The organism is Nissabacter sp. SGAir0207 (genome assembly GCF_005491205.1).
Lineage (GTDB): Bacteria > Pseudomonadota > Gammaproteobacteria > Enterobacterales > Enterobacteriaceae > Chimaeribacter.
This window is the reverse complement of the sequence record NZ_CP028035.1, coordinates 2,318,769-2,345,195: the sequence shown is the minus strand read 5'-3', so window position 1 is coordinate 2,345,195 and position 26,427 is coordinate 2,318,769. Positions and strand designations below refer to the sequence as shown.

Below are 26,427 nucleotides of genomic sequence, written 5' to 3'. Positions count from 1 at the left end.
TATTCTTTGCCTGTATGTTATTGCGGGCCGGTCAGTCGAAACGGTTCAGGCGGAACGGCGTGAGGTCAAAGGGAATGGGCTGGTCATCGGCATAAAGGGCGGCAATCTCCCCGAGGACACTGGCAAATTTAAAGCCGTGGCCACTCAGGCCGGTGATGACCATCGCCTGCGGGCAGTCGGGCAGGGTATCAATGATAAAGTCCTCGTCTGGCGACATGTCATAGCTGCACGCTTCGCCATGCAGGCAGACACCAACACCCGGCAGGAAGCGGCGCAGGAAGCGGAACACCTCGGTGCCATCTTCCGCCACACTGCCGAATGGCCGACACTCAGCCAGCGTCTCAATCGGCTGGCCGCCATTGTGCTTGCCCAGTTTCAGCCCCTCTTTGCCCGCCGGGAAACCGTAATAGTGGTCATTTTCGCCCGCTTCAACGGTGAAGGCCGGGAAGTGGTTCTCCTGGCTGTAGCGCCCATCGGCCTGATGCCAGGCGAAGACCTTGCGCACCGGCTGCATCGGCAGCTCAGGCAGCAGCGCTTTCACCCAGCTACCGGCGCAGATCACCACTTTGCGCGCGGTAAATACCCCCTCCGGCGTGGTGACGCTCATGCCCTGCTCGAGCGGGGTAACGGCGCTGACCGGGCAGTTGAACAGCTGGGCACAACCGGCCTCACGGGCCAGCCGGATGTAGCTTTCAATCGCCTTTTCACACTCCAGTACCCCAGAGCGCGGCTCAAAAATCCCGATGAACTCGTCCGGCACGGTAAACACTGGCCAGCGTGCCTGTACCTGCTGGGCGTCCAGTATCTCCACGGGCAGGCCGTGGCGCTCCGCGCTCTGGCGGGCATTGTGCAGGAAGGCTGACTGCGCTGAGCCAATATTGATGACGCCGCAACGGTGGAACACCGTGGCTTCGCTCAGCGTCGCCAGCTGTTCCCATAGTGCCTGCGCACGCAGCACCAGCGGCACATAGCGCTCACCCTCACCGTAGGCATGGCGAATAATGCGTGTCTGGCCGTGGTGGCTGCCGCTCTTGTGCGGCGGCATCGCGCTGTCAATCATCAGCGTCTTCAGCCCGGCCTGATGCGCATAGTAGCCCGCCGCCGCCCCCACGGAGCCGCTGCCGACAACGATCAAATCATATTCCATGAAACTGCTTCCTCTTAGGCACCCTGAATCCTAGCCATGATAGAGATCTTCCTGCCAATGACAATGCGTGGCGCAGGGAGCGGCCTGAAAATGCAAAAGGCACCCGGAAGAGGGTGCCTTAGGCCGAGAGGTAAACAACGTTAATGTTTACGGTGATCAAGATCCAGGTATTCATTGGATTCGATTTTTGCGATGCCAGCTTCAAGAATGGAGACGAGTTGCCGTGCAACATCGGTAGTCAGCCATAATGTCCTGTCGACATGGGCCTCTTCGGGTGACTGGTCTGTTGAAGACAGGTAATGAAGACGAATCATCATGGCGTCGTAAACATCGACGGTACTGATATCCCAACCTACGAGCGGGTGTGTCTGAATTACTTCATCTTTTCTGTCCATATAGACCCCTTAGGTGGTAGTGACTAACGTGAGTGACTAACTGAGGATCAAGGCGGCTCGTTATCAGGTGAGCAGGTTAAGTATAAGCACGGCCGACAGGTTTTTGGAAAGTAAAAGTTGATGATAGGCTAAAAAAATGCCTGAACGGGCAGGAATTGAGCAAAATTCGCTTTTTTTCCACTTAAGCTATAGGAACCTCCCCGGCCACGCCGGAGAGGCTGAATTTTATTCGGCAGTGGGGGTAATCGTTGGAGAAAATCGTTTTTCCCACTGTTCCGCCAGCTCGGCGAAATGCTTCTGCGTCTCGGCATCCCGATTCTGGTTTTGGGCTTCCAGTTTCAGGCTGTGAATCATTAATTGTGCTGATTTATCGTCATGACTGAATGCCAGATAAGAGAATGCCGCTTCCAGTACACCTAACCGCCGTTGCTGATCGCGGATCAGCTCCAGCAGCTCGCCAAACGTCATTGCCTCTTCTGGTTTTTCGGTGGCCATGTGTTTCTCCTGTTTGATGACAAGCCAGATATAGACGCCGCTATGGGCAGCCCGGCACGGGGAGCCGCCGGAGCGGGAACGCTAAGAAGACCACTTAATGCTATATCGGCTTGGGCAAGTTGAACAGGGGAGAGCGGCAGATAAAAAAGCCGGGAAGCGACGCCCGGCAAAAAACAGCGAAAGGTCAGAGATCGGTGGTGAACCACTCATCGGCGCTCTCCCAGGTTTGCTGGAGGATCTCTTCGATGAGTGCCCGGTCTGTTTTGGCGCCGCCCAACACGGAGAGATGGTTGGCGCCAGCATAACGCACCTGTACCGATACGCCGTCGAACTGCTGGTTCAGGCGTTTACTCAGCTCGCCAGAGAGCGCCTCAAGGGCACCGCCCGGCAAGGGTTTGGTTTTATCAAGGGTCAATTCAACACGCATTACGCACCCCCTGCGCCAGAGTTACCTGTTTATTTATACAGTATGGCGTGAGGGTGCGCAAGCCCGTTTATGCGCTCTGATTGCGTACCCGCCACGGCAGCGTCTGGCCAGCCAGGAAAGGCACAATGGTGTCACCGGGCAGGGCAATCTCTTGCGGCTGGGTTACCTCAACGCGCTCCAGCTCAATGAAATCCTCATTGACCGGCAGGCCGTAGAACTGCGGGCCGTTGAGCGAGGCGAAGGCCTCCAGATGCTCCAGCGCGCCCAGCTCCTCAAAGACGGTGGCATAGGCAGACATTGCCAGCGGCGCGTTGAAGCAGCCGGCACAGCCACAGCTGGACTCCTTGCGGTGGCGGGTGTGCGGCGCGGAGTCAGTGCCGAGGAAGAAGCGGTCACTGCCGCTGGCGACCGCGCGGCGCAGCGCCTCCTGGTGGATATTGCGCTTCAAGATTGGCAGGCAGAACAGATGGGGACGGATGCCGCCCACCAGCATGTCATTGCGGTTGAACATCAGGTGCTGGGGAGTGACGGTGGCACCGAGGAAACGGTCGCCGCCCAGCACGTACTCTGCCGCATCTTTGGTGGTGATGTGCTCAAACACAATCTTCAACGACGGGAAGTGGCGGCGGATAGGATCCATCACCTCATCAATGAAGCGCGCCTCGCGGTCGAAAATATCCACGTGCGCGTGGGTCACCTCGCCGTGGATCAGCAGCGGCATACCGATCTTCTGCATCTGCTCGAACAGGGGATAGATGCCCGGCACGTGCGTCACGCCGTGGGAGGAGTTGGTGGTGGCATTGGCCGGGTAGAGTTTGGCGGCGGTAAAGATGCCCTGCTCAAAGCCCTGCACCAGTTCATTGGCGTCCAGGGTGTCAGTCAGGTAGCAGGTCATCAGCGGTTCGAAACGGTGGCCCGCGGGCACGGCCGCCAGGATACGATCCCGATACGCAATCGCTTGCTTACACGAGGTGACAGGGGGAACCAGATTCGGCATGACAATCGCCCGGCCAAAAACCTCGCTGGTGTAGGGCACCACGGTTCTGAGCATGTCATCATCACGCAGATGGATGTGCCAGTCGTCAGGGCGGCGGATCTTCAGAACTTGCGGTCGTGCGGTCATTTCAAACTCCGGCATAAATAAAAAAGGCGTTATGGGCGGCCTTGTGAAGAGGCGATTTATGGCGGGGTGTAAGCATAAGCGGAAAGTGCCGTCGATGCATCTGTTTGTTAATCCAAAGTTGAAATCGATTGCGTGATGGGGCCATAGTGAGTGTATTCATTCGGCCGGGGCCGCATTATCCGCAGGCCCGGCCTCATAATTAAGGAGTTTACCTATGGAAGTGCGTGTCGTCGCAACCTTGGTCGCCAAGCCTGAACATCAGGAAGAGGTGGCCAGCACACTGCATGAGATCATTGAACCGAGCCGGCTGGAAGTGGGGTGCATTCAGTATGAACTGCATCAGGACAGCGAAGATCCAGCCTGCTTCGTCTTCTTTGAGCGCTGGCGCTCGCAGGAGGCGCTGGATAAGCACAATAACAGCGAACACTTTGGCCGCTTTGCCAGCCAGCTGGAGGGCAAGCTCGCCTCCCTGGACATCAAAACGCTGAAACAGATTGCCTGACCACTGGGCGCAGGCATAAAAAAACCCGCCAGTTGGCGGGTTTTTTCTTATTTACCAACCCTCCCCGTGGGGAGGGCGGCAGGCTTACTCGCTCATTTCTGGGCGAGTAGCCGGGGCAGTGGCGGTGCTGGCCGCCGCGTGGCCGCCAGCGGAGCCTTTGCCTTCAAAGTTGAAGGTTGGGCGCTGCCAGTCGCTTTCGCGCGGTGCTTCCGGCTGGTAGGCCGGGGCCGGTGCCTTGGTCATCGGTGCCGTGGCGTGATGCTTGAAAGCAACCTGCGGCTGTTCAGCTGCCTGGGCGGCTTCGGCCACCACGGTCGCCTTGGCGGCTTCCTCTTCCACTGCCGGGGCAACCTCAACGTTTGTTGCAGGCGCGGCTTCCACTACGGTTTCTTCAGCCTGAGGGGCAGCGTCCACGGCAACCGGTGCCGGGGTTTCTGCCTCAACCGGTGCAGGAACGGCTGCCGGAGCTTCTTCTTGCACCGCTTCGGTGATTTCAGCAGGCTCGACCTCATGAACCGGCTGCGCTTCCGGGGCTGGCGCTGGCTCGGCCACGGCGTGCTCTGCCGGTTCCGCCAGACGGGCTGCCTCTTCCGTCACCACTGGCGTCTCAGCCGGGGCCTCTACTGGCGCCTCTGCTGAGATGGCCGGAGCGGCGGCAATCGGCTCTGCCGGTTGCTCAGCGGCCGGGGCTTCCACCGGGGCAGGCTGTTCAGCCGGCTCGGCGTTCACCGGTTCCACGTCCATCTCAATGGCACCCTGCGGCGCTTCAATCACCACGCTGTCAGCGTTGACCAGCGGATCGGCGACAATTTCCAGCGTCGGGGTAGCGACCTCTGCGGCGTCAGCCACCTCATCTTCCGGTTTGTTGCGGTAGACGTAGTCACCGTTCTCATGCAGTTCAGCAATGCCAGCGGAGAGGGCAGTGTGCGGCGACATCTCTTCATGATGCTCTTCCGCAGCGGCCGTCACTGGATAGCTGACCCACACTTTGCCAGAGGCCATCTCTGGCGAGGCGAAGGCGCCTGCCAGCGGCACTGGCGACTGGGACGGGTAACGCTCATCACGGTAGCGGCGGCGGCGCTGGCCACTGACGCGCAGGTGACGCGGCGAACGGCGTGAACGGCGCGGCATGCCGCCCTCGTTGCCATTGCGCGACTCGGCGTTGTTCTCCTCCTCGGCGGGCGCGGCGGTGTCGTTCTCTGCCTGTTGTACCACCGGCAGCGGCTGCTCGTCACCAATACGCACACGCTGGGTCAGTTGGCGGCGTTCACGGCGCTGCATGACCGGCTGCGGGCGATCTTCCTGCTCAACGTCATCGGCGTTGGCAGCGACGGCCTCCTGGGTTGCCACGATCTCTTCGGTCTTGGCATCCAGCTGCGCTTTGCGCTTCTCTTCCTGACGACGGCGCTGGCGCTCGGCACGCTGCTCGCGGCGTTGCTGCTGCTCTTCACGCAGCGCTTTTTCCGCCTCTTCACTGCGCTCAACCACCACATCCTGATTGCGCTTGTTGCGACGCTGATCGTCACGTGGCTCGCGGGATTCACGCGGTTCACGAGATTCGCGCGGCTCACGGGCTTCGCGGGGTTCACGCGGCTCGCGGGACTCACGCGGTTCACGCGCCTCGCGTGGCTCACGGTCGTCACGCTGACGGCGGTCGCCATTGCGGTCCTTGCGGTTGCCATTCTGGCGGCGTGGCGCACGGCGCTCACGATCGTTGCGACGGGTATCGCTGCTCTCTTCCTGCTTCACCACCGGCTCTTCTACCGGTTTGGCTTCCGGTTGCGGCTCGGCAGCGAACAGGTTTTTCAGCCCACCCAACAGGCGGCCAAAGAAGCCAGGGGTTGGCGCGGCAGCAGCCGGAGCCGGTTTCGGCTGGGCGACAGGCGCGGCAGCGGCGGCTGGCTTGGCCACAGGGGCTTTTTCCTCGAACACCGGCGGGGCTTCGGCAGGCAGGGCGAAGGTCGCCAGTGCCGGCTGCTCCGGGCGTTTGCGCTCGGCTGGCATTTCGTCGGACGGCTGCACCATCTCCGCCTCATGCAGCTGCGGCAGCAGGTAGCTGAGGGTTGAAGTCTCTTCCCCTTTGCGCACGCGCAGTACGGAGTAGTGCGGGGTGTGCATCTGGTCGCTCGGCACGATGACGGCACGGACGCCGCCCTGGCGCTTCTCAATCGCGTTCACCGCTTCACGTTTTTCGTTCAGCAGGTAGGAAGCGATCTGCACCGGCACAATGGCGTGCACCTCTTTGGTGTTCTCCTTCAGCGCTTCTTCTTCGATCAGGCGCAGGATGGAGAGCGACAGCGATTCGTTGTCACGGATGGTGCCAGTACCGCTACAGCGCGGGCAGACGTGGTGGCTTGACTCGCCCAGAGACGGGCTAAGGCGCTGGCGGGACATTTCCAGCAGGCCGAACCGGGAGATGCGGCCGATCTGGATACGGGCGCGGTCCTGGCGCACGGCGTCGCGCAGGCGGTTCTCCACCTCGCGCTGGTGGCGCACCGGGGTCATGTCGATAAAGTCGATGACGATCAGGCCACCGAGGTCACGCAGGCGCAGCTGGCGGGCAATCTCGTCGGCCGCTTCCAGGTTGGTGTTGAACGCCGTCTCTTCAATGTCGCCGCCGCGGGTGGCGCGAGCGGAGTTGATGTCGATGGCGGTCAGCGCTTCGGTGCTGTCAATCACGATGGAGCCGCCAGAGGGCAGGCGCACTTCACGCTGGAAGGCAGACTCAATCTGCGACTCAATTTGGTAGTGGCTGAACAGCGGGATTTCGCCGGTGTAGAGCTTGATCTTGCTGCTGAAGTCCGGGCGGCCCAGCGCGGCAATGTGCTCTTTCGCCAGGTCGAGGATCTTCGGGTTATCGATCAGGATTTCACCGATGTCCGGGCGCAGGTAGTCGCGGAAGGCGCGGACAATGACGTTGCTCTCCTGATGGATCAGGAAGGGCGCCGGTCGGCCCTCTGCGGCTTTCTTGATGGCGTCCCAGTGCTTGATGCGGAAAGAGAGATCCCACTGCAGCGCTTCGGCGGACTTGCCGACGCCAGCGGTGCGCACAATTAGCCCCATGCCGTCTGGCAGTTGCAGGGCAGAGAGCGCCTCTTTCAGCTCGGTGCGGTCGTCACCTTCGATACGACGGGAGATGCCACCCGCGCGCGGGTTATTCGGCATCAGTACCAGATAGCTACCCGCCAGGCTGATGAAGGTGGTCAGGGCCGCGCCCTTGTTGCCACGCTCTTCTTTATCTACCTGGACAATGACTTCCTGGCCTTCGCGCAAGACATCTTTGATGTTGGGGCGACCGTGGGAGGCGTAGTTACTGGGGAAATATTCGCGGGCAATTTCTTTGAGGGGGAGAAAACCGTGTCGCTCGGCGCCGTAATCAACGAAGGCGGCTTCAAGGCTAGGTTCTATACGGGTGATTTTGCCTTTATAGATATTGGCTTTTTTCTGTTCATGGCCCGGACTTTCAATATCCAGATCATACAACCGCTGTCCATCTACAAGGGCAACACGCAACTCTTCCTGCTGAGTTGCGTTAATCAACATTCTTTTCATCTTAACTTACTCGTTATTTTTGCATTGTCGATAAAGCTGCGGGCAAAATAACCTCCTGACCGGTTTTACCGTTGGCCCCGTGTCTTCTCGCTAAGCCGTCAACCTCCCGGTTGTCGCCTGCATAGGGGCGCATTACTTCGGTAAGCCCGTTTTTCTTTGTGAAAAGCGGCGCTCTTTGTAGGGGAATAGCCTCTCAGTTACGTCGACAGATCTCATTCCATTATGCCGGCCAGGCTGCAACCCGCAGCCCGCTAATTGCTTGATTTATCACTACGTCTTACGCCATTGCTGCGTTTGTGCGATCAGGCAATATTATTATTCCGCTATTTTCCCTGTCTCAACGAGAATCAACGCGGAAAGTAGACGCATTATTCCATTGCTGACACGGTTATAGCAAGGTGACTTTAGCAGTGCCTAACAAGAAACTCACGCACTAGAAAGCATGGCGATCACGGTTGCCGAGTTAATAGCCAACTTTGCGCCAGAAGGGGCGTGAAAAGCCGCGCCGCATCACAAAAATCAGTGGCGCGAAACCGGCCGGGTATTTAGAATCGCCGCCATGAAAACAGAGAACCCATCAGTGCAGATCGTCACCATCTCCGACGATCAGGCCGGCCAGCGTATCGATAACTTTTTGCGTACCCAGTTGAAAGGGGTGCCGAAGAGCATGGTTTACCGCATCGTGCGCAAGGGCGAAGTCAGAGTGAACAAAAAGCGCATCAAACCGGAGTACAAGCTGGAAGCCGGGGATGAGGTGCGCATCCCGCCGGTGCGCGTCGCCGAGCGTGAGGAGCCGCAGGTTTCCGCCAAGCTGGACAAGGTGGCGGCCCTGGCGGAGTGCATTTTGTATGAGGATGAGCATCTGCTGATCCTCAACAAACCCGCAGGCACGGCAGTGCATGGCGGCAGCGGCCTGAGCTTTGGCGTGATTGAGGGGCTGCGCGCCCTGCGCCCGGAGGCCCGTTTCCTTGAGCTGGTGCATCGCCTCGACCGCGACACCTCTGGCGTATTGCTGGTGGCGAAAAAGCGCTCGGCGCTGCGTTCGCTGCATGAGCAGCTGCGCCTGAAAGGGATGCAGAAGGACTATCTGGCGCTGGTGCGCGGGCAGTGGCAGTCCCACTGCAAGGTGGTACAGGCACCGCTGCTGAAGAATATCTTGCAGAGCGGCGAGCGCATCGTGCGCGTCAACAGTGAGGGCAAGCCGTCGGAGACGCGGTTCAAGGTTGAAGAGCGTTTCACCTTCGCGACGCTGGTCAAGGCCAGCCCCATCACCGGGCGTACCCACCAGATCCGCGTCCATACCCTGCACGCCGGGCACCCCATCGCCTTTGACGATCGCTATGGCGACCGCGAGTTCGACAGCCAGCTGGCGTCGACCGGGTTGAAACGCCTGTTCCTCCATGCGGCGGCGCTGCGCTTTGAGCACCCGAACAGCGGCGAAACCATGCGCATTGAGGCCCCACTGGATGCGGCGCTGCAACGCTGCCTGAACGTGCTGCGTAAAGAGGCGAAAGCCTGACCCTACTTAAGGCGCCCACGGGCGCCTTTTTGTTAGGCGCTACCCCAGCAGCGGATTGACGCCCTCGGCGCGCAGCAGCGCCAGCAAGGCGATCAGCGGCATCCCCACCAGGGTGTTGGGGTCGCGCCCCGCCAGACGCTCAAACAGGCTGATGCCAAGCGCCTCACTTTTGAAGCTGCCAGCGCAATCCAGCGGCATCTCACGCGCCAGGTAGCCGTGGATCTCCTCATCGCTCAGGGCGCGGAAGTGCACGTCAAAAGTCTCGCATACCTGCTGCAACCGGCCACTGGCGCTGTTGTAGAGTGCCAGCCCAGTATAGAAGGTGACGCAGCGGCCGCTGGCGCGCCGCAGTTGCGCGAATGCGCGCTCAAGGGTGTGCGGCTTACCCGTTATCTCACCGTCCAACACACAGACCTGGTCAGAGCCTATAATAAGGTGGTGCGGAAACGCCTCAGCCAGCGAACGGGCCTTGGCGGCGGCCAGCCGGGTCACCAGCGTGTCAGCCTCTTCGCCGGGCTGTGGCGTCTCATCGGCGTCAGGCGCGGCAGTGGTGAACGCGAGGCCGGTTTTTTCCAGCAGCGCGCGGCGATAGGGGGAGGTGGAGGCGAGGATTACAGGGATGGACATATTTTTTCCACAAACCATAGCGTAATTGAATTCAGCATTTTAAACTATCGGCCGCTGCGGAAGCGAATATTGGTGAAAGGTGCGGTTAACCGGCCTTTTTCTTTGACTCTATGTCGTTACAAAGTTAATATGCGCGCCCTATGCAAAAGGTAAAATTACCCTTGACCATTGATGCGGTTCGTACCGCCCAGAAGCGTTTAGACTACTCCGGTGTCTACTCGCCTGAGCAGGTAACACGAGTTGCCGATTCCGTGGTCAGTGTGGACAGTGACGTACAGACCTCTCTGTCGTTCAACATTGATAACCAGCGACTGGCTGTGATCTCCGGGACATCGGATGTGACAGTGACGCTGGAGTGTCAACGTTGCGGCAAGCCGTTTGAGCATCACGTTCACGCAACGTATTGTTTCAGCCCGGTCGTCAGTGATGAGCAGGCTGAGGCATTGCCGGAAGCCTACGAACCGATCGACGTCGACGAGTTTGGCGAAGTTGATCTGTTGGCAATGATTGAAGATGAAATCATTCTTTCACTGCCGGTGGTTCCGGTACATGATTCTGAACACTGTGAAGTGTCCGACGCGGACATGGTCTTCGGTAAACTGCCTGAAGAGGCGGAGAAACCCAACCCATTTGCCGTATTAGCCAGTTTAAAGAAAAAGTAATTGAGGAGTAAGGTCCATGGCCGTACAACAGAATAAACCAACCCGTTCCAAGCGTGGCATGCGTCGTTCTCACGATGCTCTGACCACCACCACTCTGTCTGTGGACAAAACGTCTGGTGAAACCCACCGTCGTCACCACATCACTGCCGACGGTTACTACCGCGGTCGCAAGGTTATCTGAGTAGCTTTTGCTAAGTAATTTAGCAAAGCGATAGATGCCTTGGCTTGTCTGACCCTCGCGTTAGATGCAATGGGCGGGGATTTCGGTCCGTCCGTCACAGTGCCTGCTTCATTGCAGGCACTGGCCTCCAATCCAGAGCTAAACCTTCTTTTAGTCGGTGATCCCGACGCGATTTCGCCCCATCTGCACAAAACCGATCCGTCTTTATTGACGCGCTTGCGGGTCATTCCTGCTGAATCGGTGATAGCCAGTGATGCCAAGCCGTCACAGGCGATCCGCAACAGCCGCGGCAGCTCAATGCGCCTGGCGCTGGAGCTGATCAAGCAGGGGGAAGCGCAGGGGTGCGTCAGCGCAGGCAACACCGGCGCGCTGATGGGATTGGCCAAGCTGGTGCTCAAACCCTTGACGGGTATTGAACGGCCAGCGCTGATGAGCGTACTGCCCAATCAGCAACGCAGTAAGACCGTGGTGCTCGACCTTGGCGCCAATGTGGCGTGCGATAGCACGATGCTGGTCCAGTTCGCTGTGATGGGGGCCGTCATGGCGGAAGAGGTGGTCGGCATAGCGCAACCCCGGGTGGCATTGCTCAACATCGGGGAAGAAGAGACCAAAGGCCTGGATAATATCCGCGAAGCCGCCGCCGTGCTAAAAAGAACGCCCACAATAAACTATATAGGCTATCTTGAAGGCAACGACTTGCTGACTGGCAAGACGGATGTCCTGGTGTGTGACGGCTTCGTGGGTAACGTCACCCTGAAGACCATGGAAGGTGTGATAAGACTCTTTTTGTCACTCCTCAAATCCTCTGGCGAAGGGAAGCGGAAAGCCTGGTGGGTAACACTGCTGGGCAGATGGTTACAGAAACGCGTGGCAAAGCGGTTCGGTCATTTGAACCCTGACCAGTATAATGGCGCATGTCTGTTAGGATTGCGGGGCACTGTTATCAAAAGCCACGGCGCAGCGAATCAACGAGCATTTGCTGTCGCGATTGAACAGGCTGTGCAGGCGGTGCAGCGGCAGGTCCCTGAACGTATTGCCGCGCGCCTTGAGGCTGTATTACCCAAGAGTGACTGATCGTACATGTATACTAAGATTCTCGGTACGGGGAGCTATTTACCCGTACACGTGCGTACTAACGCCGACCTTGAAAAAATGGTGGATACCTCCGACGAATGGATCGTCACCCGCACCGGTATCCGTGAGCGCCGTGTGGCCGACGCCAACGAGACCGTCTCGACGATGGGTTTCGAAGCGGCGCAGCGCGCGCTGGACATGGCTGGCATCAGCAAAGATGACCTGGGCCTGATCATTGTCGCCACCACCTCCGCCAGCCATGCCTTCCCCAGCGCCGCCTGCCAGATCCAGCAAATGCTGGGTGTCAAAGACGCAGCGGCGTTTGACCTGGCCGCTGCCTGTGCCGGCTTCACCTACGCCCTGAGCGTGGCTGACCAGTATGTCAAAAGCGGCGCCGTGCGCCACGCGCTGGTCATTGGCTCCGATGTGCTGACCCGTACCCTTGACCCGCAGGATCGCGGCACCGTGATCCTGTTCGGTGACGGCGCGGGCGCCGTGGTGTTGGGCGCCTCGGAAGAGCCGGGTATCCTCTCCACCCACCTGCATGCCGATGGCAGCTACGGCAACCTGCTGACCCTGCCGCACCACAACCGCCAAAGCCCGGACACCCCGGCTTACCTGACTATGACCGGCAATGAGGTCTTCAAGGTGGCGGTGACGGAACTGGCGCACATCGTGGATGAGACGCTGGCGGCCAATAACCTCGACCGCAGCGAGCTGGACTGGCTGGTGCCGCATCAGGCTAATCTGCGCATTATCAGCGCGACCGCCAAGAAGCTGGGCATGAGCATGGACAACGTGGTGGTGACGCTTGACCGTCACGGCAATACGTCCGCGGCCTCCGTGCCCTCCGCTCTGGATGAAGCGGTGCGCGACGGGCGCATCCAGCGCGGCCAATTGGTGCTGCTGGAGGCCTTCGGTGGCGGTTTCACCTGGGGCTCGGCACTGGTTCGTTTCTAACCTCGCGAGATAAAAATAATGACGACATTTGCAATGGTATTCCCTGGGCAGGGTTCCCAGGCGCTGGGTATGCTGGCTGACTTGGCCGCGCAGTATCCGATTGTGGAAGAGACCTTCTCCCAAGCCTCCGCGGCGCTGGGCTACGACCTGTGGCAGCTGGTTCAGCAGGGGCCAGCAGAAGAGCTGAACAAGACCTGGCAGACCCAGCCGGCACTGCTGGCGGCCTCTGTGGCCATCTGGCGCGTCTGGCAGCAGCAGGGCGGCGCGATGCCAACCATGCTGGCTGGCCACAGCCTGGGTGAGTACTCAGCGCTGGTGTGCGCTGGCGTGCTGGAGTTCCAGGAAGCGATCCGTCTGGTGGAACTGCGCGGCAAGCTGATGCAGGAAGCCGTGCCGGAAGGCACTGGTGCGATGTCCGCCATTATCGGCTTGGACAATGATGCCATTGCCAAGGCGTGTGAAGCGTCTGCGGAAGGGCAGGTGGTATCACCGGTCAACTTCAACTCCCCAGGCCAGGTCGTGATTGCCGGCAACAAAGAGGCCGTAGAGCGCGCCAATGCCGCCTGCAAAGCCGCTGGCGCGAAGCGCGCCCTGCCGCTGCCGGTCAGCGTGCCGTCCCACTGTGCGCTGATGAAGCCTGCCGCAGAGAAACTGGCGCAGGCGCTGGAGAGCGTGACCTTCTCCGCCCCAGCCATCCCGGTCGTCAACAACGTTGACGTGAAGAGCGAAACCTCGCCGGAAGCCATCCGCAGCGCGCTGGTTCGCCAGCTCTACAGCCCGGTTCGCTGGACCGAGAGCGTGGAGTTCATGGCCGCCAATGGCGTGGCGCACCTGATTGAAGTAGGGCCGGGCAAAGTATTGACCGGTCTGACCAAACGTATTGTTGACACCCTGACAGCGGCTGCGGTAAACGATCCGGCCAGCCTGTCGGCGGCGCTTGAACAATAAAAAGAGGAAAACAATGAGCTTCGAAGGAAAAATTGCCCTGGTCACTGGGGCAAGCCGCGGCATCGGCCGGGCTATCGCTGAGACGCTGGTCGCGCGCGGCGCCAAAGTTATCGGCACCGCAACCAGCGAAAAAGGGGCTGAAGCCATCAGCGCCTATCTGGGCGAGAACGGCAAGGGCCTGATGCTGAACGTGGTGGATTCTGCCTCAATTGATGCCGTACTGGCAACAATTCGTGCGGAATTCGGCGAGATCGATATTCTGATCAACAACGCCGGTATCACCCGTGACAACCTGTTGATGCGTATGAAAGATGATGAGTGGCAGGATATCCTGGACACGAACCTGACTTCCGTATTCCGCCTGTCAAAAGCGGTAATGCGCGCTATGATGAAAAAGCGTTTTGGCCGTATCATCACCATCGGTTCCGTCGTCGGCACCATGGGCAATGCAGGTCAGGCGAACTACGCGGCGGCTAAAGCGGGTCTGATTGGTTTTAGCAAATCTTTGGCACGTGAAGTTGCTTCACGTGGCATTACCGTCAACGTCGTGGCGCCCGGCTTTATTGAGACGGACATGACACAGGCGTTGACAGAAGATCAACGCGCAGGCATTTTGGCCCAGGTTCCGGCTAGCCGGCTTGGGGAAGCTAAAGAAATCGCCAGCGCTGTTGCTTTTTTAGCCTCTGATGAGGCTGGCTACATCACCGGTGAAACGTTACATGTCAATGGCGGCATGTATATGATTTAAAAATCACGAAAACTATTTGCGTTATTTGAGGTAAACACCGCAAAATAGCGTAAAATCGTGGTTTGACCAGCCGGGATTTAGTTGCATCTTTTTCAACATTTTATACACTACGAAAACCATCGCGAAAGCGAGTTTTGATAGGAAATTTAAGAGTATGAGCACTATCGAAGAACGCGTTAAGAAAATCATCGTTGAACAGCTTGGTGTTAAGCAGGAAGAAGTTACAAACAACGCTTCTTTTGTTGATGACCTCGGCGCTGATTCTCTTGACACCGTTGAGCTGGTAATGGCTCTGGAAGAAGAGTTTGATACTGAGATTCCGGACGAAGAAGCTGAGAAGATCACTACTGTTCAAGCAGCCATTGATTTCATCCAGGCTAGCCAGCAGTAAGCGAACATATCTAGGCGGTCATTCGACCGCCTAAGTTTTTCTATCCCTGAGTATCAATATTTTTTTCCCTCCCTGGAGGACAAACGTGTCTAAGCGTCGAGTTGTTGTGACCGGACTGGGCATGTTGTCTCCTGTCGGCAATACTGTAGAGTCCACGTGGAAATCTCTCCTTGCCGGTCAGAGCGGCATCAGCCTAATCGACCATTTCGATACTACTGCCTATGCAACGCGTTTTGCAGGCTTAGTAAAGGATTTTAACTGTGAAGACTTCATCTCGCGCAAAGATGCACGCAAGATGGACGCCTTCATCCAATACGGCGTTGCGGCCGGTATCCAGGCCATGCAAGATTCCGGTATTCAGGTCACGGAAGAGAACGCCACCCGCTTCGGGGCAGCTATTGGCTCCGGCATCGGCGGACTGGGCCTGATCGAAGAGAACCATACCGCGCTGGTCAATGGCGGCCCCCGCAAAATCAGCCCGTTCTTCGTGCCCTCCACCATCGTCAACATGATCGCCGGCCACCTGAGCATCATGTATGGCCTGCGTGGCCCGAGCATCTCCATTGCCACCGCCTGTACCTCTGGCGTGCACAACATCGGCCATGCTGCCCGTATCATCGCCTATAACGATGCGGACGTCATGTTGGCCGGCGGCGCAGAAAAAGCCAGTACCCCATTGGGTGTCGGCGGTTTCGGTGCGGCACGCGCGCTCTCCACCCGCAATGATGCCCCGCAGGCGGCCAGCCGTCCTTGGGATCGCGACCGTGACGGCTTTGTGCTGGGTGACGGCGCAGGCATCATGGTGCTGGAAGAGTATGAGCATGCGAAAAAACGCGGCGCGAAAATTTATGCAGAGATCGTCGGTTTCGGCATGAGCAGCGACGCTTACCACATGACCTCTCCGCCGGAAGATGGCGCAGGCGCGGCGATGGCGATGAAAAACGCCCTCCAGGATGCCGGCCTGACCACCTCTGACATCGGTTACATCAATGCCCACGGCACCTCCACCCCTGCGGGTGACAAGGCTGAAGCGCAGGCGGTGAAATCGGTGTTCGGTGACGACGCGAAACGTGTCATGGTCAGCTCCACCAAATCCATGACCGGCCACCTGCTGGGCGCGGCGGGTGCCGTGGAGTCAATCTTTACCGTACTGGCGTTGCGCGATCAGGCCGTGCCGCCGACCATCAACCTGGACAACCCGGATGAGGGCTGTGACCTGGACTTCGTGCCGCATGAGGCGCGTCAGGTGAAGGAGATGGAGTACACCCTGTGCAACTCGTTTGGCTTTGGCGGCACCAACGGCTCGTTGGTCTTCCGTCGGGTATAAATAACGATAACGCGCAAGCGAGATGCCTACCTAAGCCCGGTTCTGCCGGGCTTTTTTATTGCGGCAGCGCCAGCGGCCGGAACCCCGGTGGCGCTTGCCAGTCTCAGGACACAAGGATTTTCCCATTTTAACCGTTGGAGGCGCGATGTATTGGATCAACGGCCAGCCCGCCACCACTCTGCCGGTCAGCGACCGGGGTATGCAGTTTGGCGATGGTTGCTTTACCACTGCCCGCGTACAGGCGGGGGAGGTGCAGTGGCTCACCGCCCATCTGGCGCGCCTGCACGCTGGCACAACGGCGCTCAGAATTGAGGGCGTGCCTTGGGCGTCACTGGCGACAGAGATGCAACAGGCCGCCGCCGCGCAGGGGGAGGGGGTATTGAAAGTGGTGCTGACGCGCGGCAGCGGCGGACGCGGCTACAGCCCAGCTGGCTGCCAGCAACCGACGCGCGTAGTCAGTACTTCTGCCTATCCCGCGCACTACCACCTCTGGCGTGAGCGTGGCATTACGCTGGCACCCAGCCCGGTGCCGCTGGCGCAAAGCCCGCTGCTGGCTGGCATCAAGCACCTCAACCGGCTGGAGCAAGTGTTGATTCGGATGCATCTTGAGCAGACAACCGCCGAGGAGGCGCTGGTGCTTGACACTTCCGGGATGCTGGTGGAATGCTGTGCGGCTAATTTATTTTGGCGTCAGGGCAGGCGGGTAAAGACGCCGGATCTACGCCTCTCAGGCGTGGACGGCATCATGCGCCAACATATTTTGGCGCTGCTGGCCGAGCGGCCAGAGTATCAGGTCGAGATTGTCCGGGAACCCCTCGCGGCGCTGGCGGAGGCGGACGAGGTACTGGTCTGCAACGCGTTGATGCCGCTGCTGCCGGTGAAGAGTGCGGCGTCATGGCGCTATCACTCCCATACCCTCTATCAGGCATTGGCCCCCCATTGTTAACTATTGGCTGTTGAATGAAAAATAAGAGACTGAAGCTTCTCGTGGTACTGGCCGCGGCCCTGATTGCGGCGGCAGTGTTTGTCTACCAGAGCACGGAACACTTTGCCGACCAGAAACTGACCATCCGTCAGGAGACGATTTTTACCCTGCCAGCGGGAACAGGCCGCACTGGCCTGGAGACGCTACTGAACGAGCAACAGGTGCTGGCACCCAGCCCGTGGTTCGCTTGGCTGTTGCGTATTGAGCCTTCGCTGGCGAATGTCAAAGCTGGCACCTTCCGCTTTACGCCGGGGATGACCGTGCGACAGATGCTGGCGCTGTTGGTGAGCGGCAAAGAGGCGCAATTTGGCATTCGCTTTATTGAAGGACTGCGCCTGACCGACTGGTTGCAGGTGTTGCAGGCGGCCCCTTACCTGAAACATGAACTGGCGGGCAAGGATGAGGCCGCCATTGCCGCGGCGCTGGGCATCAACGCGGGCGAAAAAGTGGAGGGGCAACTCTACCCCGATACTTACCTCTACACCGCGGGCATGAGCGATCTCTCGCTGTTGAAACGTGCCTATGCGCGGATGCAGAAGAGCATCGCGGAGATTTGGGCACAGCGTGCGCCCAACCTGCCGTATAAAACGCCCAATGACCTGCTGACCATGGCTTCCATCATTGAGAAGGAGACCGCCGTCAGTGAGGAGCGTGATGAGGTGGCCTCGGTGTTTATCAACCGCCTGCGCATCGGGATGCGCCTGCAAACCGATCCGACCGTGATCTACGGCATGGGTGAGGCCTACAATGGCAACATCACCCGCAAGGATCTGGAGACGCCGACCCCCTACAACACCTATGTCATCTCCGGCCTGCCGCCCTCGCCGATCGCCATGCCGAGTCTGGCCTCGTTGCAAGCGGCGGCGCATCCGGCCAAAACGCCCTACCTCTACTTTGTGGCGAATGGCACCGGCGGGCACACTTTCAGCACCAACCTTGAGAACCACAACAAGGCGGTGCAACATTACCGTGAAATCCTGAAAACCAGTGCGGGGCGCTAACCAACCATGAACGGCAAATTTATTGTGATTGAGGGGCTGGAGGGGGCTGGCAAAACCACTGCCCGCGATACCGTGGTGGCAGCGCTGCACGCCGCAGGCATCACCGAGATTGTCTTTACCCGTGAGCCGGGCGGCACACCGCTGGCGGAGCAACTGCGTACCCTGATCAAGCAGGGCATTGAAGGGGAGAGCCTGACCGCCAAGGCCGAAGTGCTGATGCTCTACGCGGCGCGCGTCCAGCTGGTGGAGACGGTGATCAAGCCAGCGCTGGCACGCGGCGCGTGGGTGGTGGGCGATCGCCATGACCTCTCCTCACAGGCGTATCAGGGTGGCGGGCGTGGCATTGACCCACAGATGATGGCCGCGTTGCGTGACGTGGCGCTGGGCGCATTTCGCCCTGACCTGACGCTCTACCTTGACCTGCCGCCAGCAGTGGGGCTGGAACGCGCGCGCCAGCGCGGTGCGCTGGATCGCATTGAGCAGGAGTCGCTGGACTTCTTCGAGCGCACCCGCGCCCGTTATCAGGCGCTGGCCGCCGAGGATGCGCGCATCCGCACCATTGATGCCGCCCAGCCGCTGCCACAGGTCTCCGCCCAGATTACCGCCGTGCTGCAACAGTGGCTGCAACAGCCGGGGCAGGGCGGATGAACTGGTATCCGTGGCTCAATGGCCCCTACCGCCAGCTGATTGGCCAGTATCAGGCCGGGCGTGGCCACCATGCGTTGCTGATTCAGGCCGAAGAGGGCAACGGGGCTGACGCGCTGGTCTACGGGCTGAGCCGCTGGTTGCTGTGCCAGCATCCACAGGGGGAGAAGAGCTGCGGCGAGTGCCACAGCTGCCGCCTGATGCTGGCTGGCAATCACCCGGACTGGCACGTGCTGGCACCGGAGAAGGGCAAAAGCGCGCTCGGCATCGACCGGGTGCGTCAGGTGATCGACTCGCTCTATCATCACGCCCAGCAGGGTGGGGCCAAGGTGGTGTGGCTGGCGCAGGCGGAGGGGCTGACGGAGGCCGCCGCCAACGCCCTGTTGAAGACGCTGGAGGAGCCGCCGGAGAAGACCCATTTCCTGTTGGGCTGCCGCAGCGCTGCCCGCCTGTTGCCAACGCTGCGCAGCCGTTGCAGCTACTGGCCACTGCCCACGCCACCGGAGGCACTGAGCAGCCAGTGGATCCTGCGCCAGCAGCCGGCGGAGGCGCAGAGCGTGGCCACGGCGCTGAAGCTGAGCCGCGGCGCGCCGCTGGCCGCCGCCGCGCTGTTGCAGCCAGAGCGCTGGCAGCAGCGCCAACAGCTGTGCCGGATGCTCGGCGAGCTGTTGCCCACGCGCAACCTGTTGGCACTCCTGCCGCAACTCAACCACGAGGATGCCGCCGAGCGGCTACACTGGTTGAGCACGCTGCTGCTGGATGCCCTGAAGTGGCAGCAGGGCGCGTTCCACTACCTGCTAAACCAAGACCAGCAACCGCTGGCGGCGGCACTGGCGGCGGCCCACTCGCCGGGCGCGTTGCAGGCGACCTTGCAGGCGTGGCTCACCTGCCGCCACCAGTTGCTGACGGTCACCGCCGTCAACCGCGAGCTGCTGCTGACGGAGTGCCTGCTCGGCTGGGAAGCCCGGCTCGCCGCGCCAACACCCTCCTTTTAACCGGTTGTAGAGTTTAAAAATTATGTTGTTAGTTGATTCGCATTGCCACCTTGATAGCCTGAACTATCAGGATCTCCATACCAGCGTCGATGACGCGCTGACCAAAGCGCACCAGCGCGGCGTGAAGTTCTTCCTGGCGGTGGCGACCACGCTGCCGGGCTACAGTGCCATGCGCGAGCTGGTTGGCGAGCGGCCCGATGTGGCCTTCTCCTGCGGCGTGCACCCGCTGAACATGGAGGAGGAGTATGAGGTGGAGACGCTGCGCCGCCTGGCCGCCGACCCGCGGGTGGTGGCGATGGGCGAAACCGGGCTGGACTACTTCTACCAGAAAGAGAACCTGCATGTGCAGCAGGAGTCGTTCCGCAACCATATCCGCATTGGCCGCGAGCTGAACAAACCGGTGATCGTGCACACCCGTGACGCGCGCGAAGACACGCTGGCGATCCTGCGTGAGGAGCAGGCTGGCGAGTGTGGCGGCGTGCTGCACTGCTTCACTGAGGATCAGGCCACCGCGAAGGCGCTGCTGGATCTGGGCTTCTACATCTCCTTCTCCGGCATCCTGACCTTCCGCAATGCCGAGCAGATCCGGGAGGCCGCGCGCTATGTGCCGCTTGACCGCATTCTGGTGGAGACGGACTCCCCCTATTTGGCACCGGTGCCGCACCGTGGCAAGGAGAACCAGCCAGCCTATGTGCGTGACGTCGCGGAGTACATGGCCGTGCTGAAGGGTGTTTCCCTCGACGAGCTGGCCACGGCTACCAGCGAAAACTTTTCTCGCCTGTTCCACGTCAATCTTCCCACCCTGGCCTAATCTTAAGGCGCACCGTGCCGGTGCTTTATTTTTCAGCGCGTAATTAATGGCGATGAAATCCTGGTCACCGGCACCCATTTTGGCGGCTTATCTGCCAATAAATGGCCTTTGCCGTTAAAAAACGTCATTTGAAATGAAAGATACATCTTTTATTTTGAGAAACGTGATTGTTATCAAACATTGCAAACGGCATTTATTTTACTCTTCGTAAAAATTAAAGGGGTGCTTCAGACACCCCTCAGTAAAGGCTCTCTCCCCCCTTTACTGGACACCGGACTGCCTCCTCTTAGCTGTCAGGTGCATGTAGTACCAAGAGCACTATTACTCAGGAGCACACTCAATTATGTTCAAGAATGCATTTGCCAACCTACAGAAAGTAGGTAAATCGCTTATGCTGCCGGTGTCGGTACTGCCCATCGCAGGTATCCTGCTTGGGGTCGGTTCCGCCAACTTCAGCTGGTTGCCGCTCATCGTCTCCCATGTGATGGCGGAAGCGGGCGGCTCAGTATTCGCCAATATGCCACTGATCTTCGCCATTGGCGTGGCGCTGGGCTTCACCAATAACGACGGCGTCTCGGCGCTGGCGGCAGTGGTGGCCTACGGCATCATGGTGAAAACCATCGCAGTGGTGGCCCCGCTGGTACTGCACCTGCCGGCAGAGGAGATCGCGGCGAAACACCTCGCGGACACCGGGGTGCTCGGCGGCATTATCGCCGGTGCCATCGCGGCGTACATGTTCAATCGCTTCTACCGCATCCAGTTGCCAGAGTATCTGGGCTTCTTCGCCGGGAAACGCTTTGTGCCGATTATCTCCGGCCTGGCGGCGATCATTCTGGGCGTGCTGCTCTCCTTCATCTGGCCTCCGGTCGGTACGGCGATCCAGACCTTCTCCCAGTGGGCGGCCTACCAGAACCCGGTGGTGGCGTTCGGCATCTACGGCGTGGTTGAGCGCGCGCTGGTACCGTTCGGCCTGCACCACATCTGGAACGTTCCTTTCCAGATGCAGATTGGTGAGTACGTGAACGCAGCTGGTCAGGTCTTCCACGGCGACATTCCGCGCTACATGGCGGGTGACCCGACCGCAGGTAAACTCTCTGGCGGCTTCCTGTTCAAAATGTACGGCCTGCCGGCCGCGGCCATCGCCATCTGGCACTCGGCCAAGCCGGAAAACCGCGCCAAAGTGGGCGGTATCATGATCTCCGCCGCGCTGACCTCGTTCCTGACCGGTATTACCGAGCCGATCGAGTTCTCCTTCATGTTCGTGGCACCGATCCTGTACGGCATCCACGCCATCCTGGCGGGTCTGGCCTTCCCGATCTGTATCCTGTTGGGAATGCGTGACGGCACCAGCTTCTCGCACGGCCTGATCGACTTCGTGGTACTGAGCGGCAACAGCAGCAACATCTGGCTGTTCCCAATCATCGGTGTCATCTATGGTCTGATCTACTACTCCATCTTCCGCCTGCTGATTGCCAAGCTGGATCTGAAAACTCCGGGCCGTGAAGATGTGGCGGGCGACAAGTCCACCCAGAGCGGCAGCGAAATGTCAGCAGCGCTGGTACAGGCCTTCGGCGGCAAAGAGAACATCACCAACCTCGACGCCTGCATCACCCGTCTGCGCGTCAGCGTGGCGGATGTCTCCCGCGTTGATCAGGCTGGGCTGAAGAAACTGGGCGCGGCTGGCGTGGTCGTGGCTGGCTCAGGTGTTCAGGCAATCTTTGGCACCAAATCCGACAACCTCAAAACGGACATGGACGATTACATCCGTAATCACTAATGCCGGTTGGGGAGCGACAGAGGGGGGGCGAAAGCCCCCCTTTTTTTATGCGGCGAAGGGCGAGCGCTGGCCGATCCGCTGCTCTTTTCTCCGGCAGTCAGCGGTTAATCTGTGGAATGAGGTTGAAAGAGATGGAAATTGTCACTCATACTGCGTACATCGTTTTATCGTCACCAAAGGACAACCGCCATGGCCGAAGAGACAATTTTCAGTAAGATTATCCGCCGCGAGATCCCCGCTGACGTGGTCTACCAGGATGAGCTGGTCACCGCATTCCGCGACATCTCCCCTCAGGCGCCCACCCACATCCTGATTGTGCCGAACCTGCTGATCCCCACGGTCAATGACGTCGCCGAGGAGCATGAGCACGCGCTGGGCCGGATGTTCACCGTGGCAGCGAAAATCGCCGAGCAGGAGGGGATCGCGGAGGATGGTTACCGCCTGATCATGAACTGCAACAAGCATGGCGGTCAGGAGGTGTACCACATCCATATGCACCTGCTGGGTGGCCGTGCGCTGGGGCCGATGCTGTCGCGCTGACGGGAAAACACTATGCAGCTTTATGGCCGGGCCGTGCTGGCCCTGCTGGCGGGTTGCGCCCTGGCCGGGTGCAGCACGCCACAGCACATTGCCTTAAATGAGCAACAAACCGTGGTGATGGAGTCGCCGGTGCTGACCGCCGGGGTGATTGCTGGCAAGCCCACCATCGCCGACGCCTCCGGGCGCAAGAGCGCCGCCTCGGTGCTCTCCAATGGCCAGAACGTGCCGGTCACCGTGCACTACCGCTTCTACTGGTACGACGCCAAGGGGCTGGAGCTGATGCCATTTGAGCCGCCGCGCACCGTGACCATCGCGCCAGCCTCCACGGCCACCGTCTATTCGCTGATGGGCAACCTGTATGCCGACAGCGTGCGTTTATACCTTTATCTTTAAAGCATCGAGAGGGTAGATGAAAAAGTTCCTGTTCGTGGCCGCCGCCGCGCTGATTCTGTCAGGCTGTATCAACCGTCCGGCAGAAGAGCCGCAGGCGCCTGTCACCACCATTCCCGGCCAGCCGCAGCCGACCCAGCCCGTGCCGCCGCAACCGCAGCCGCAACCGACGCAGCCCACGCCAACGGACACTGTGCCGCAGCCGCCAAAAATGCAAAAGCCGATTGACTGGCAGGCCAGCGTGCAGCCGCTGATTGCGCAGATGCTGCGAGCTGACGGCGTGGAGAGCGGCAGCGTGCTGCTGCTGGACAACGTGAAAAACAGCACCAATGGCCGCCTGCAAACCGGTGCCGCCACCTCCGCGCTCTATAATGCGCTGGCATCCAACAACACCTTCTCGGTGGTGCCGGCCAGCCAGCTGACGCAGGCCAAGCAGACCCTCGGCCTGTCGGCGGATGACAGTCTGGTGTCGCGCAGCAAGGCGATTGGCCTGGCGCGTTACCTGAAGGCGCAGTACGTGCTCTACAGCGACGCCAGCGGCAGCGCCAAGGCGCCAACGCTGGAGATGCAACTGATGCTGGTGCAGACCGGTGAAATTGTCTGGTCAGGCAGTGGCGATACCCAACGTTGATCCCAGCCTGCTGGACAGTCTGCGTCTCCTCCTGCCGGCGGTGAAAACCGCCGGTTGTCATTTCAGCCCGGTGGCCGGTCTCTCCGGCCAGAGCTGGCGGGTGGAGACGTCGGCTGGCTGCTTTCTGGCGCGCCGCCAGAGTGCCGCGATGCAGCGGATGGGCGTCAGCCGCCGTCGCGAACAGCGCATGTTGCGGGCGCAGGCAGCCGGGGAGACCGGGCCGCAGCCGCTCGGCTACCACCTCGGCTGGCTATGGCTGCGCTGGTTGCCGGGCGCACCGCTGGAGGCGTCCGCCTTCGCCGCGGGCCTTGAGCCACTGGCGGCGCTGCTGGCGCGGGTACACCGTCAACCGCGTGGCGGCACACCGCTGGCGCTGAAGGCGCAGTTGGTGCGCCAGTGGCAGCAGATTGATCGCCGCCGCCTGACGCCACGCTGGCTGCGCTGGCACCGGGCACTGATGCGCGCGCCGTTGCCGCCAACGCTGAAGTGCGCGCCGCTGCATATGGACATCCATGCCAGCAACCTGATCGCCACGCCGTCCGGCTGGCGGCTGATTGACTGGGAGTACGCCGCCGATGGCGACATCGCCTGCGAACTGGCGGCACTGGTGCGCGGCAATGGCTGGCCTGAGACGTGCCTGCCAGCGCTGGTGGACGCCTACTGCGCGCAGGGCGGCTACGGCGATGCCCGGCGGCTGGCGGCGGCGATCGGGCGCTGGCTACCCTGGATCGACTACCTGATGCTGATGTGGTACGAAGTACGCTGGCAACAGAGCGGTGAAGCGCCGTTCCGGGCGGCAGCCGATGCGCTGCACGCCCACTTATTGAACCGATAACGAAACCGGCCGCTGGCCGGTTTCCTGTAACGCGAGTAGAGAAGGGAGAGTACCGTGGGCCCGCTAATGTTAGATGTTGAAGGGTATGAACTGGATGCCGAGGAGCGCGAGATCCTGCGCCATCCGCTGGTGGGTGGCCTGATCCTGTTCAGCCGCAATTTCCATGACGCCGCGCAACTGCGCGAGCTGGTGCGCCAGATCCGTCAGGCCTCGCGCGAGCGGCTGGTGGTGGCGGTCGATCAGGAGGGGGGACGCGTCCAGCGCTTCCGCGAGGGCTTCACCCGCCTGCCAGCGGCGCAGTCCTTCGCCGCGCTCAACGACCCGCATGAGGCGGGGCGACTGGCGGAAGAGGCCGGCTGGCTGATGGCCGCCGAGATGATCACCATGGACATCGACATCAGCTTTGCGCCGGTGCTGGATATTGGCCACGGCAGCGCGGCGATTGGCGAGCGCTCCTTCCACGCCGAGCCGCAACAGGCGCTGGCGGTGGCGGATCGCTTTATCCAGGGGATGCGCGCCGCCGGTATGAAGAGCACCGGCAAGCACTTCCCCGGCCACGGTGCGGTGGCGGCCGACTCCCACAAAGAGACCCCGCACGACCCGCGTCCGCTGGCGGAGATCCGCGCCCATGACATGCTGATTTTCCGCGAGCTGATTGCCCGCGGCCGGCTGGACGCCATCATGCCCGCGCACGTCATCTATACCGAGGCCGACCCGCGCCCGGCCAGCGGATCGCCGTGGTGGCTGAAGCAGGTGCTGCGGCAGGAGCTGGGCTTCGGCGGCATTATCTTCTCTGACGATCTCTCGATGGAGGGCGCGGCCGTGATGGGCAGCTACGCCGAGCGTGGGCAGGCCTCACTGGATGCCGGTTGCGACATGATTTTGGTGTGCAACAACCGCGCCGGGGCGGTCAGCGTGCTGGATAACCTGACACCGGTCAACGCATCCCAGGTTGCGCAATTGTATCATCGCGGTAACTACACCCGGCAGGAGCTGCTGGATTCGCCGCGCTGGAAACAGGCCCATCAGGATCTGACGGCCCTGGATGCCCGCTGGCAGGCGCATAAACAGCAACTCGCCGGATAAGCTGCGGCCCTACGGGGCCGCCTTACGCCAGAGGGGAAGCGCATGATCATCTATCTGCACGGCTTTGATTCAACCAGTCCCGGCAACCATGAAAAGGTGTTGCAGCTCCAGTTCATTGACCCGGATGTGCGGTTGCTGAGCTACAGCACCCGCCATCCGCGCCACGACATGCAGCACCTGTTGCGGGAGGTCGACCGGACGTTGCAACAGGGCGGGGATACGCGCCCGCTGATTTGCGGCGTGGGGTTGGGCGGCTTCTGGGCCGAGCGTATCGGCTTTTTGTGCGGCATCCGGCAGGTGGCGGTCAACCCCAACCTGTGGCCAGAGGAGAACATGCCGGGCAAGATTGACCGCCCGGAGGAGTATCTGGATATCGCCACCAAGTGCGTCAGCGACTTTCGCCAGCGCAACCGGGGGCGCTGCCTGCTGATCCTCTCCCGCCATGATGAGGTGCTCGACAGCCAGCGCAGCGCCACGGCCCTGCACCCCTACTATGAAACCCTGTGGGATGAGCGGCAGAGCCACAAATTCAAAGATCTCTCCCCGCATCTCCAACGCATCAGCGCCTTCAAAATCGCTGGCTGATTTTCAGACTATCCTTAACAAATGGCCCGCGCCCGCACGGTGCGGCCATTGGTCACCTCGCTTCCACT

29 protein-coding genes are annotated in these 26,427 nt (G+C 60.4%); 22 read left to right on the top strand and 7 right to left on the bottom strand.

Annotation, left to right across the window (positions count from 1 at the left end):
• Window positions 1-31: 31 nt before the first annotated feature.
• From solA to pyrC, 5 genes are all read right to left on the bottom strand, one after another.
• On the bottom strand, window positions 32-1,147 hold the full coding sequence (gene solA / locus C1N62_RS10310; RefSeq protein ID WP_137763554.1) for an N-methyl-L-tryptophan oxidase: 1,116 nt from the start codon (window positions 1,145-1,147) through the stop codon (window positions 32-34).
• A gap of 140 nt (window positions 1,148-1,287) precedes the next feature.
• Complete coding sequence (bssS, locus tag C1N62_RS10305) at window positions 1,288-1,542, bottom strand: biofilm formation regulator BssS (RefSeq protein ID WP_072925467.1); 255 nt, start codon at window positions 1,540-1,542, stop codon at window positions 1,288-1,290.
• 225 nt (window positions 1,543-1,767) lie between these two features.
• Window positions 1,768-2,037 (bottom strand): hypothetical protein, encoded by a 270-nt coding sequence (locus tag C1N62_RS10300; protein ID WP_137763553.1) that lies wholly within the window; start codon window positions 2,035-2,037, stop codon window positions 1,768-1,770.
• Window positions 2,038-2,221: 184 nt separating this feature from the next.
• Window positions 2,222-2,464, bottom strand: a complete 243-nt coding sequence (gene dinI / locus C1N62_RS10295; RefSeq protein ID WP_137763552.1) for a DNA damage-inducible protein I — start codon at window positions 2,462-2,464, stop codon at window positions 2,222-2,224.
• A gap of 67 nt (window positions 2,465-2,531) precedes the next feature.
• The gene (gene pyrC, locus C1N62_RS10290) at window positions 2,532-3,587 is read right to left on the bottom strand and encodes a dihydroorotase (protein WP_137763551.1); all 1,056 of its coding nucleotides are present in this window, start codon (window positions 3,585-3,587) and stop codon (window positions 2,532-2,534) included.
• Between the two features lie 214 nt (window positions 3,588-3,801).
• Between pyrC and C1N62_RS10285 the strand changes: the two genes are divergently transcribed.
• Window positions 3,802-4,089 carry a putative quinol monooxygenase gene (locus C1N62_RS10285; RefSeq protein WP_137763550.1) on the top strand — a complete coding sequence of 96 codons (288 nt, stop codon included), beginning with the start codon at window positions 3,802-3,804 and terminating at the stop codon, window positions 4,087-4,089.
• Between the two features lie 84 nt (window positions 4,090-4,173).
• On the opposite strand, the gene rne is transcribed toward C1N62_RS10285, so the two are convergent.
• Complete coding sequence (gene rne, locus C1N62_RS10280; RefSeq protein ID WP_137763549.1) at window positions 4,174-7,641, bottom strand: ribonuclease E; 3,468 nt, start codon at window positions 7,639-7,641, stop codon at window positions 4,174-4,176.
• 559 nt (window positions 7,642-8,200) lie between these two features.
• On the opposite strand from rne, the gene rluC reads away from it, so the two are divergent.
• Window positions 8,201-9,160: a 23S rRNA pseudouridine(955/2504/2580) synthase RluC gene (rluC, locus tag C1N62_RS10275; protein ID WP_137763548.1), complete on the top strand. Its 960-nt coding sequence runs from the start codon at window positions 8,201-8,203 to the stop codon at window positions 9,158-9,160.
• Between the two features lie 39 nt (window positions 9,161-9,199).
• Here rluC and C1N62_RS10270 read toward each other — a convergent pair whose 3' ends face one another.
• A complete protein-coding gene (locus C1N62_RS10270) occupies window positions 9,200-9,787 on the bottom strand; it encodes a nucleoside triphosphate pyrophosphatase (RefSeq protein ID WP_137763547.1) in 588 nt (195 codons plus the stop codon).
• A 140-nt stretch (window positions 9,788-9,927) separates the two neighbouring features.
• Between C1N62_RS10270 and yceD the strand changes: the two genes are divergently transcribed.
• The 20 genes from yceD to ycfP all read left to right on the top strand — a co-directional run bounded on the left by yceD (window position 9,928) and on the right by ycfP (window position 26,359).
• Window positions 9,928-10,449, top strand: a complete 522-nt coding sequence (gene yceD / locus C1N62_RS10265) for a 23S rRNA accumulation protein YceD (protein ID WP_137763546.1) — start codon at window positions 9,928-9,930, stop codon at window positions 10,447-10,449.
• Between the two features lie 16 nt (window positions 10,450-10,465).
• Window positions 10,466-10,630 (top strand): 50S ribosomal protein L32, encoded by a 165-nt coding sequence (gene rpmF, locus C1N62_RS10260; RefSeq protein WP_137763545.1) that lies wholly within the window; start codon window positions 10,466-10,468, stop codon window positions 10,628-10,630.
• Window positions 10,631-10,669: 39 nt separating this feature from the next.
• Window positions 10,670-11,704, top strand: coding sequence for a phosphate acyltransferase PlsX (plsX, locus tag C1N62_RS10255; protein ID WP_137763544.1), 1,035 nt, complete (start codon window positions 10,670-10,672; stop codon window positions 11,702-11,704).
• A 6-nt stretch (window positions 11,705-11,710) separates the two neighbouring features.
• A complete protein-coding gene (locus C1N62_RS10250; protein WP_137763543.1) occupies window positions 11,711-12,664 on the top strand; it encodes a beta-ketoacyl-ACP synthase III in 954 nt (317 codons plus the stop codon).
• A gap of 18 nt (window positions 12,665-12,682) precedes the next feature.
• Window positions 12,683-13,612 (top strand): ACP S-malonyltransferase, encoded by a 930-nt coding sequence (gene fabD, locus C1N62_RS10245; RefSeq protein ID WP_137763542.1) that lies wholly within the window; start codon window positions 12,683-12,685, stop codon window positions 13,610-13,612.
• 13 nt (window positions 13,613-13,625) lie between these two features.
• Window positions 13,626-14,360 carry a 3-oxoacyl-ACP reductase FabG gene (gene fabG / locus C1N62_RS10240; protein WP_137763541.1) on the top strand — a complete coding sequence of 245 codons (735 nt, stop codon included), beginning with the start codon at window positions 13,626-13,628 and terminating at the stop codon, window positions 14,358-14,360.
• Window positions 14,361-14,514: 154 nt separating this feature from the next.
• Entirely contained in the window at window positions 14,515-14,751 is a 237-nt protein-coding gene (gene acpP / locus C1N62_RS10235) for an acyl carrier protein (protein WP_137763540.1), read from the top strand.
• 85 nt (window positions 14,752-14,836) lie between these two features.
• A complete protein-coding gene (gene fabF, locus C1N62_RS10230; RefSeq protein WP_137763539.1) occupies window positions 14,837-16,078 on the top strand; it encodes a beta-ketoacyl-ACP synthase II in 1,242 nt (413 codons plus the stop codon).
• 145 nt (window positions 16,079-16,223) lie between these two features.
• On the top strand, window positions 16,224-17,024 hold the full coding sequence (pabC, locus tag C1N62_RS10225; RefSeq protein ID WP_137763538.1) for an aminodeoxychorismate lyase: 801 nt from the start codon (window positions 16,224-16,226) through the stop codon (window positions 17,022-17,024).
• A gap of 14 nt (window positions 17,025-17,038) precedes the next feature.
• Window positions 17,039-18,064, top strand: a complete 1,026-nt coding sequence (mltG, locus tag C1N62_RS10220; RefSeq protein ID WP_137763537.1) for an endolytic transglycosylase MltG — start codon at window positions 17,039-17,041, stop codon at window positions 18,062-18,064.
• 6 nt (window positions 18,065-18,070) lie between these two features.
• Window positions 18,071-18,712, top strand: coding sequence for a dTMP kinase (gene tmk / locus C1N62_RS10215; protein ID WP_137763536.1), 642 nt, complete (start codon window positions 18,071-18,073; stop codon window positions 18,710-18,712).
• Window positions 18,709-19,704, top strand: a complete 996-nt coding sequence (holB, locus tag C1N62_RS10210) for a DNA polymerase III subunit delta' (protein WP_137763535.1) — start codon at window positions 18,709-18,711, stop codon at window positions 19,702-19,704. Before tmk ends, holB begins: the two co-directional genes overlap by 4 nt.
• A 22-nt stretch (window positions 19,705-19,726) precedes the next feature.
• Window positions 19,727-20,515 carry a metal-dependent hydrolase gene (locus C1N62_RS10205; RefSeq protein WP_137763534.1) on the top strand — a complete coding sequence of 263 codons (789 nt, stop codon included), beginning with the start codon at window positions 19,727-19,729 and terminating at the stop codon, window positions 20,513-20,515.
• Window positions 20,516-20,858: 343 nt separating this feature from the next.
• Window positions 20,859-22,292 carry a PTS glucose transporter subunit IIBC gene (gene ptsG / locus C1N62_RS10200; protein ID WP_137763533.1) on the top strand — a complete coding sequence of 478 codons (1,434 nt, stop codon included), beginning with the start codon at window positions 20,859-20,861 and terminating at the stop codon, window positions 22,290-22,292.
• 189 nt (window positions 22,293-22,481) lie between these two features.
• Window positions 22,482-22,832 carry a purine nucleoside phosphoramidase gene (gene hinT, locus C1N62_RS10195; protein WP_137763532.1) on the top strand — a complete coding sequence of 117 codons (351 nt, stop codon included), beginning with the start codon at window positions 22,482-22,484 and terminating at the stop codon, window positions 22,830-22,832.
• A gap of 12 nt (window positions 22,833-22,844) precedes the next feature.
• Window positions 22,845-23,225, top strand: coding sequence for a YcfL family protein (locus C1N62_RS10190; RefSeq protein WP_137763531.1), 381 nt, complete (start codon window positions 22,845-22,847; stop codon window positions 23,223-23,225).
• Between the two features lie 16 nt (window positions 23,226-23,241).
• Complete coding sequence (gene lpoB / locus C1N62_RS10185) at window positions 23,242-23,853, top strand: penicillin-binding protein activator LpoB (protein ID WP_137763530.1); 612 nt, start codon at window positions 23,242-23,244, stop codon at window positions 23,851-23,853.
• Window positions 23,813-24,688: a phosphotransferase gene (locus tag C1N62_RS10180; RefSeq protein WP_240775687.1), complete on the top strand. Its 876-nt coding sequence runs from the start codon at window positions 23,813-23,815 to the stop codon at window positions 24,686-24,688. The genes lpoB and C1N62_RS10180 overlap by 41 nt, the downstream gene beginning before the upstream one ends.
• Before the next feature lie 66 nt (window positions 24,689-24,754).
• Window positions 24,755-25,774 (top strand): beta-N-acetylhexosaminidase, encoded by a 1,020-nt coding sequence (nagZ, locus tag C1N62_RS10175; RefSeq protein WP_137763529.1) that lies wholly within the window; start codon window positions 24,755-24,757, stop codon window positions 25,772-25,774.
• A 42-nt stretch (window positions 25,775-25,816) separates the two neighbouring features.
• Window positions 25,817-26,359 (top strand): alpha/beta hydrolase YcfP, encoded by a 543-nt coding sequence (gene ycfP / locus C1N62_RS10170; RefSeq protein ID WP_137763528.1) that lies wholly within the window; start codon window positions 25,817-25,819, stop codon window positions 26,357-26,359.
• Window positions 26,360-26,427 lie beyond the last annotated feature (68 nt).

What these genes read in the sequence shown, in the direction of transcription:
- solA (WP_137763554.1), bottom strand. Translation starts at nt 1,147, where the DNA reads ATGGAATATGATTTGATCGTTGTCGGCAGCGGCTCCGTGGGGGCGGCG.
- bssS (WP_072925467.1), bottom strand. Translation starts at nt 1,542, where the DNA reads ATGGACAGAAAAGATGAAGTAATTCAGACACACCCGCTCGTAGGTTGG.
- C1N62_RS10300 (WP_137763553.1), bottom strand. Translation starts at nt 2,037, where the DNA reads ATGGCCACCGAAAAACCAGAAGAGGCAATGACGTTTGGCGAGCTGCTG.
- dinI (WP_137763552.1), bottom strand. Translation starts at nt 2,464, where the DNA reads ATGCGTGTTGAATTGACCCTTGATAAAACCAAACCCTTGCCGGGCGGT.
- pyrC (WP_137763551.1), bottom strand. Translation starts at nt 3,587, where the DNA reads ATGACCGCACGACCGCAAGTTCTGAAGATCCGCCGCCCTGACGACTGG.
- C1N62_RS10285 (WP_137763550.1), top strand. Translation starts at nt 3,802, where the DNA reads ATGGAAGTGCGTGTCGTCGCAACCTTGGTCGCCAAGCCTGAACATCAG.
- rne (WP_137763549.1), bottom strand. Translation starts at nt 7,641, where the DNA reads ATGAAAAGAATGTTGATTAACGCAACTCAGCAGGAAGAGTTGCGTGTT.
- rluC (WP_137763548.1), top strand. Translation starts at nt 8,201, where the DNA reads ATGAAAACAGAGAACCCATCAGTGCAGATCGTCACCATCTCCGACGAT.
- C1N62_RS10270 (WP_137763547.1), bottom strand. Translation starts at nt 9,787, where the DNA reads ATGTCCATCCCTGTAATCCTCGCCTCCACCTCCCCCTATCGCCGCGCG.
- yceD (WP_137763546.1), top strand. Translation starts at nt 9,928, where the DNA reads ATGCAAAAGGTAAAATTACCCTTGACCATTGATGCGGTTCGTACCGCC.
- rpmF (WP_137763545.1), top strand. Translation starts at nt 10,466, where the DNA reads ATGGCCGTACAACAGAATAAACCAACCCGTTCCAAGCGTGGCATGCGT.
- C1N62_RS10250 (WP_137763543.1), top strand. Translation starts at nt 11,711, where the DNA reads ATGTATACTAAGATTCTCGGTACGGGGAGCTATTTACCCGTACACGTG.
- fabD (WP_137763542.1), top strand. Translation starts at nt 12,683, where the DNA reads ATGACGACATTTGCAATGGTATTCCCTGGGCAGGGTTCCCAGGCGCTG.
- fabG (WP_137763541.1), top strand. Translation starts at nt 13,626, where the DNA reads ATGAGCTTCGAAGGAAAAATTGCCCTGGTCACTGGGGCAAGCCGCGGC.
- acpP (WP_137763540.1), top strand. Translation starts at nt 14,515, where the DNA reads ATGAGCACTATCGAAGAACGCGTTAAGAAAATCATCGTTGAACAGCTT.
- pabC (WP_137763538.1), top strand. Translation starts at nt 16,224, where the DNA reads ATGTATTGGATCAACGGCCAGCCCGCCACCACTCTGCCGGTCAGCGAC.
- mltG (WP_137763537.1), top strand. Translation starts at nt 17,039, where the DNA reads ATGAAAAATAAGAGACTGAAGCTTCTCGTGGTACTGGCCGCGGCCCTG.
- tmk (WP_137763536.1), top strand. Translation starts at nt 18,071, where the DNA reads ATGAACGGCAAATTTATTGTGATTGAGGGGCTGGAGGGGGCTGGCAAA.
- holB (WP_137763535.1), top strand. Translation starts at nt 18,709, where the DNA reads ATGAACTGGTATCCGTGGCTCAATGGCCCCTACCGCCAGCTGATTGGC.
- C1N62_RS10205 (WP_137763534.1), top strand. Translation starts at nt 19,727, where the DNA reads ATGTTGTTAGTTGATTCGCATTGCCACCTTGATAGCCTGAACTATCAG.
- ptsG (WP_137763533.1), top strand. Translation starts at nt 20,859, where the DNA reads ATGTTCAAGAATGCATTTGCCAACCTACAGAAAGTAGGTAAATCGCTT.
- hinT (WP_137763532.1), top strand. Translation starts at nt 22,482, where the DNA reads ATGGCCGAAGAGACAATTTTCAGTAAGATTATCCGCCGCGAGATCCCC.
- C1N62_RS10190 (WP_137763531.1), top strand. Translation starts at nt 22,845, where the DNA reads ATGCAGCTTTATGGCCGGGCCGTGCTGGCCCTGCTGGCGGGTTGCGCC.
- lpoB (WP_137763530.1), top strand. Translation starts at nt 23,242, where the DNA reads ATGAAAAAGTTCCTGTTCGTGGCCGCCGCCGCGCTGATTCTGTCAGGC.
- nagZ (WP_137763529.1), top strand. Translation starts at nt 24,755, where the DNA reads ATGTTAGATGTTGAAGGGTATGAACTGGATGCCGAGGAGCGCGAGATC.
- ycfP (WP_137763528.1), top strand. Translation starts at nt 25,817, where the DNA reads ATGATCATCTATCTGCACGGCTTTGATTCAACCAGTCCCGGCAACCAT.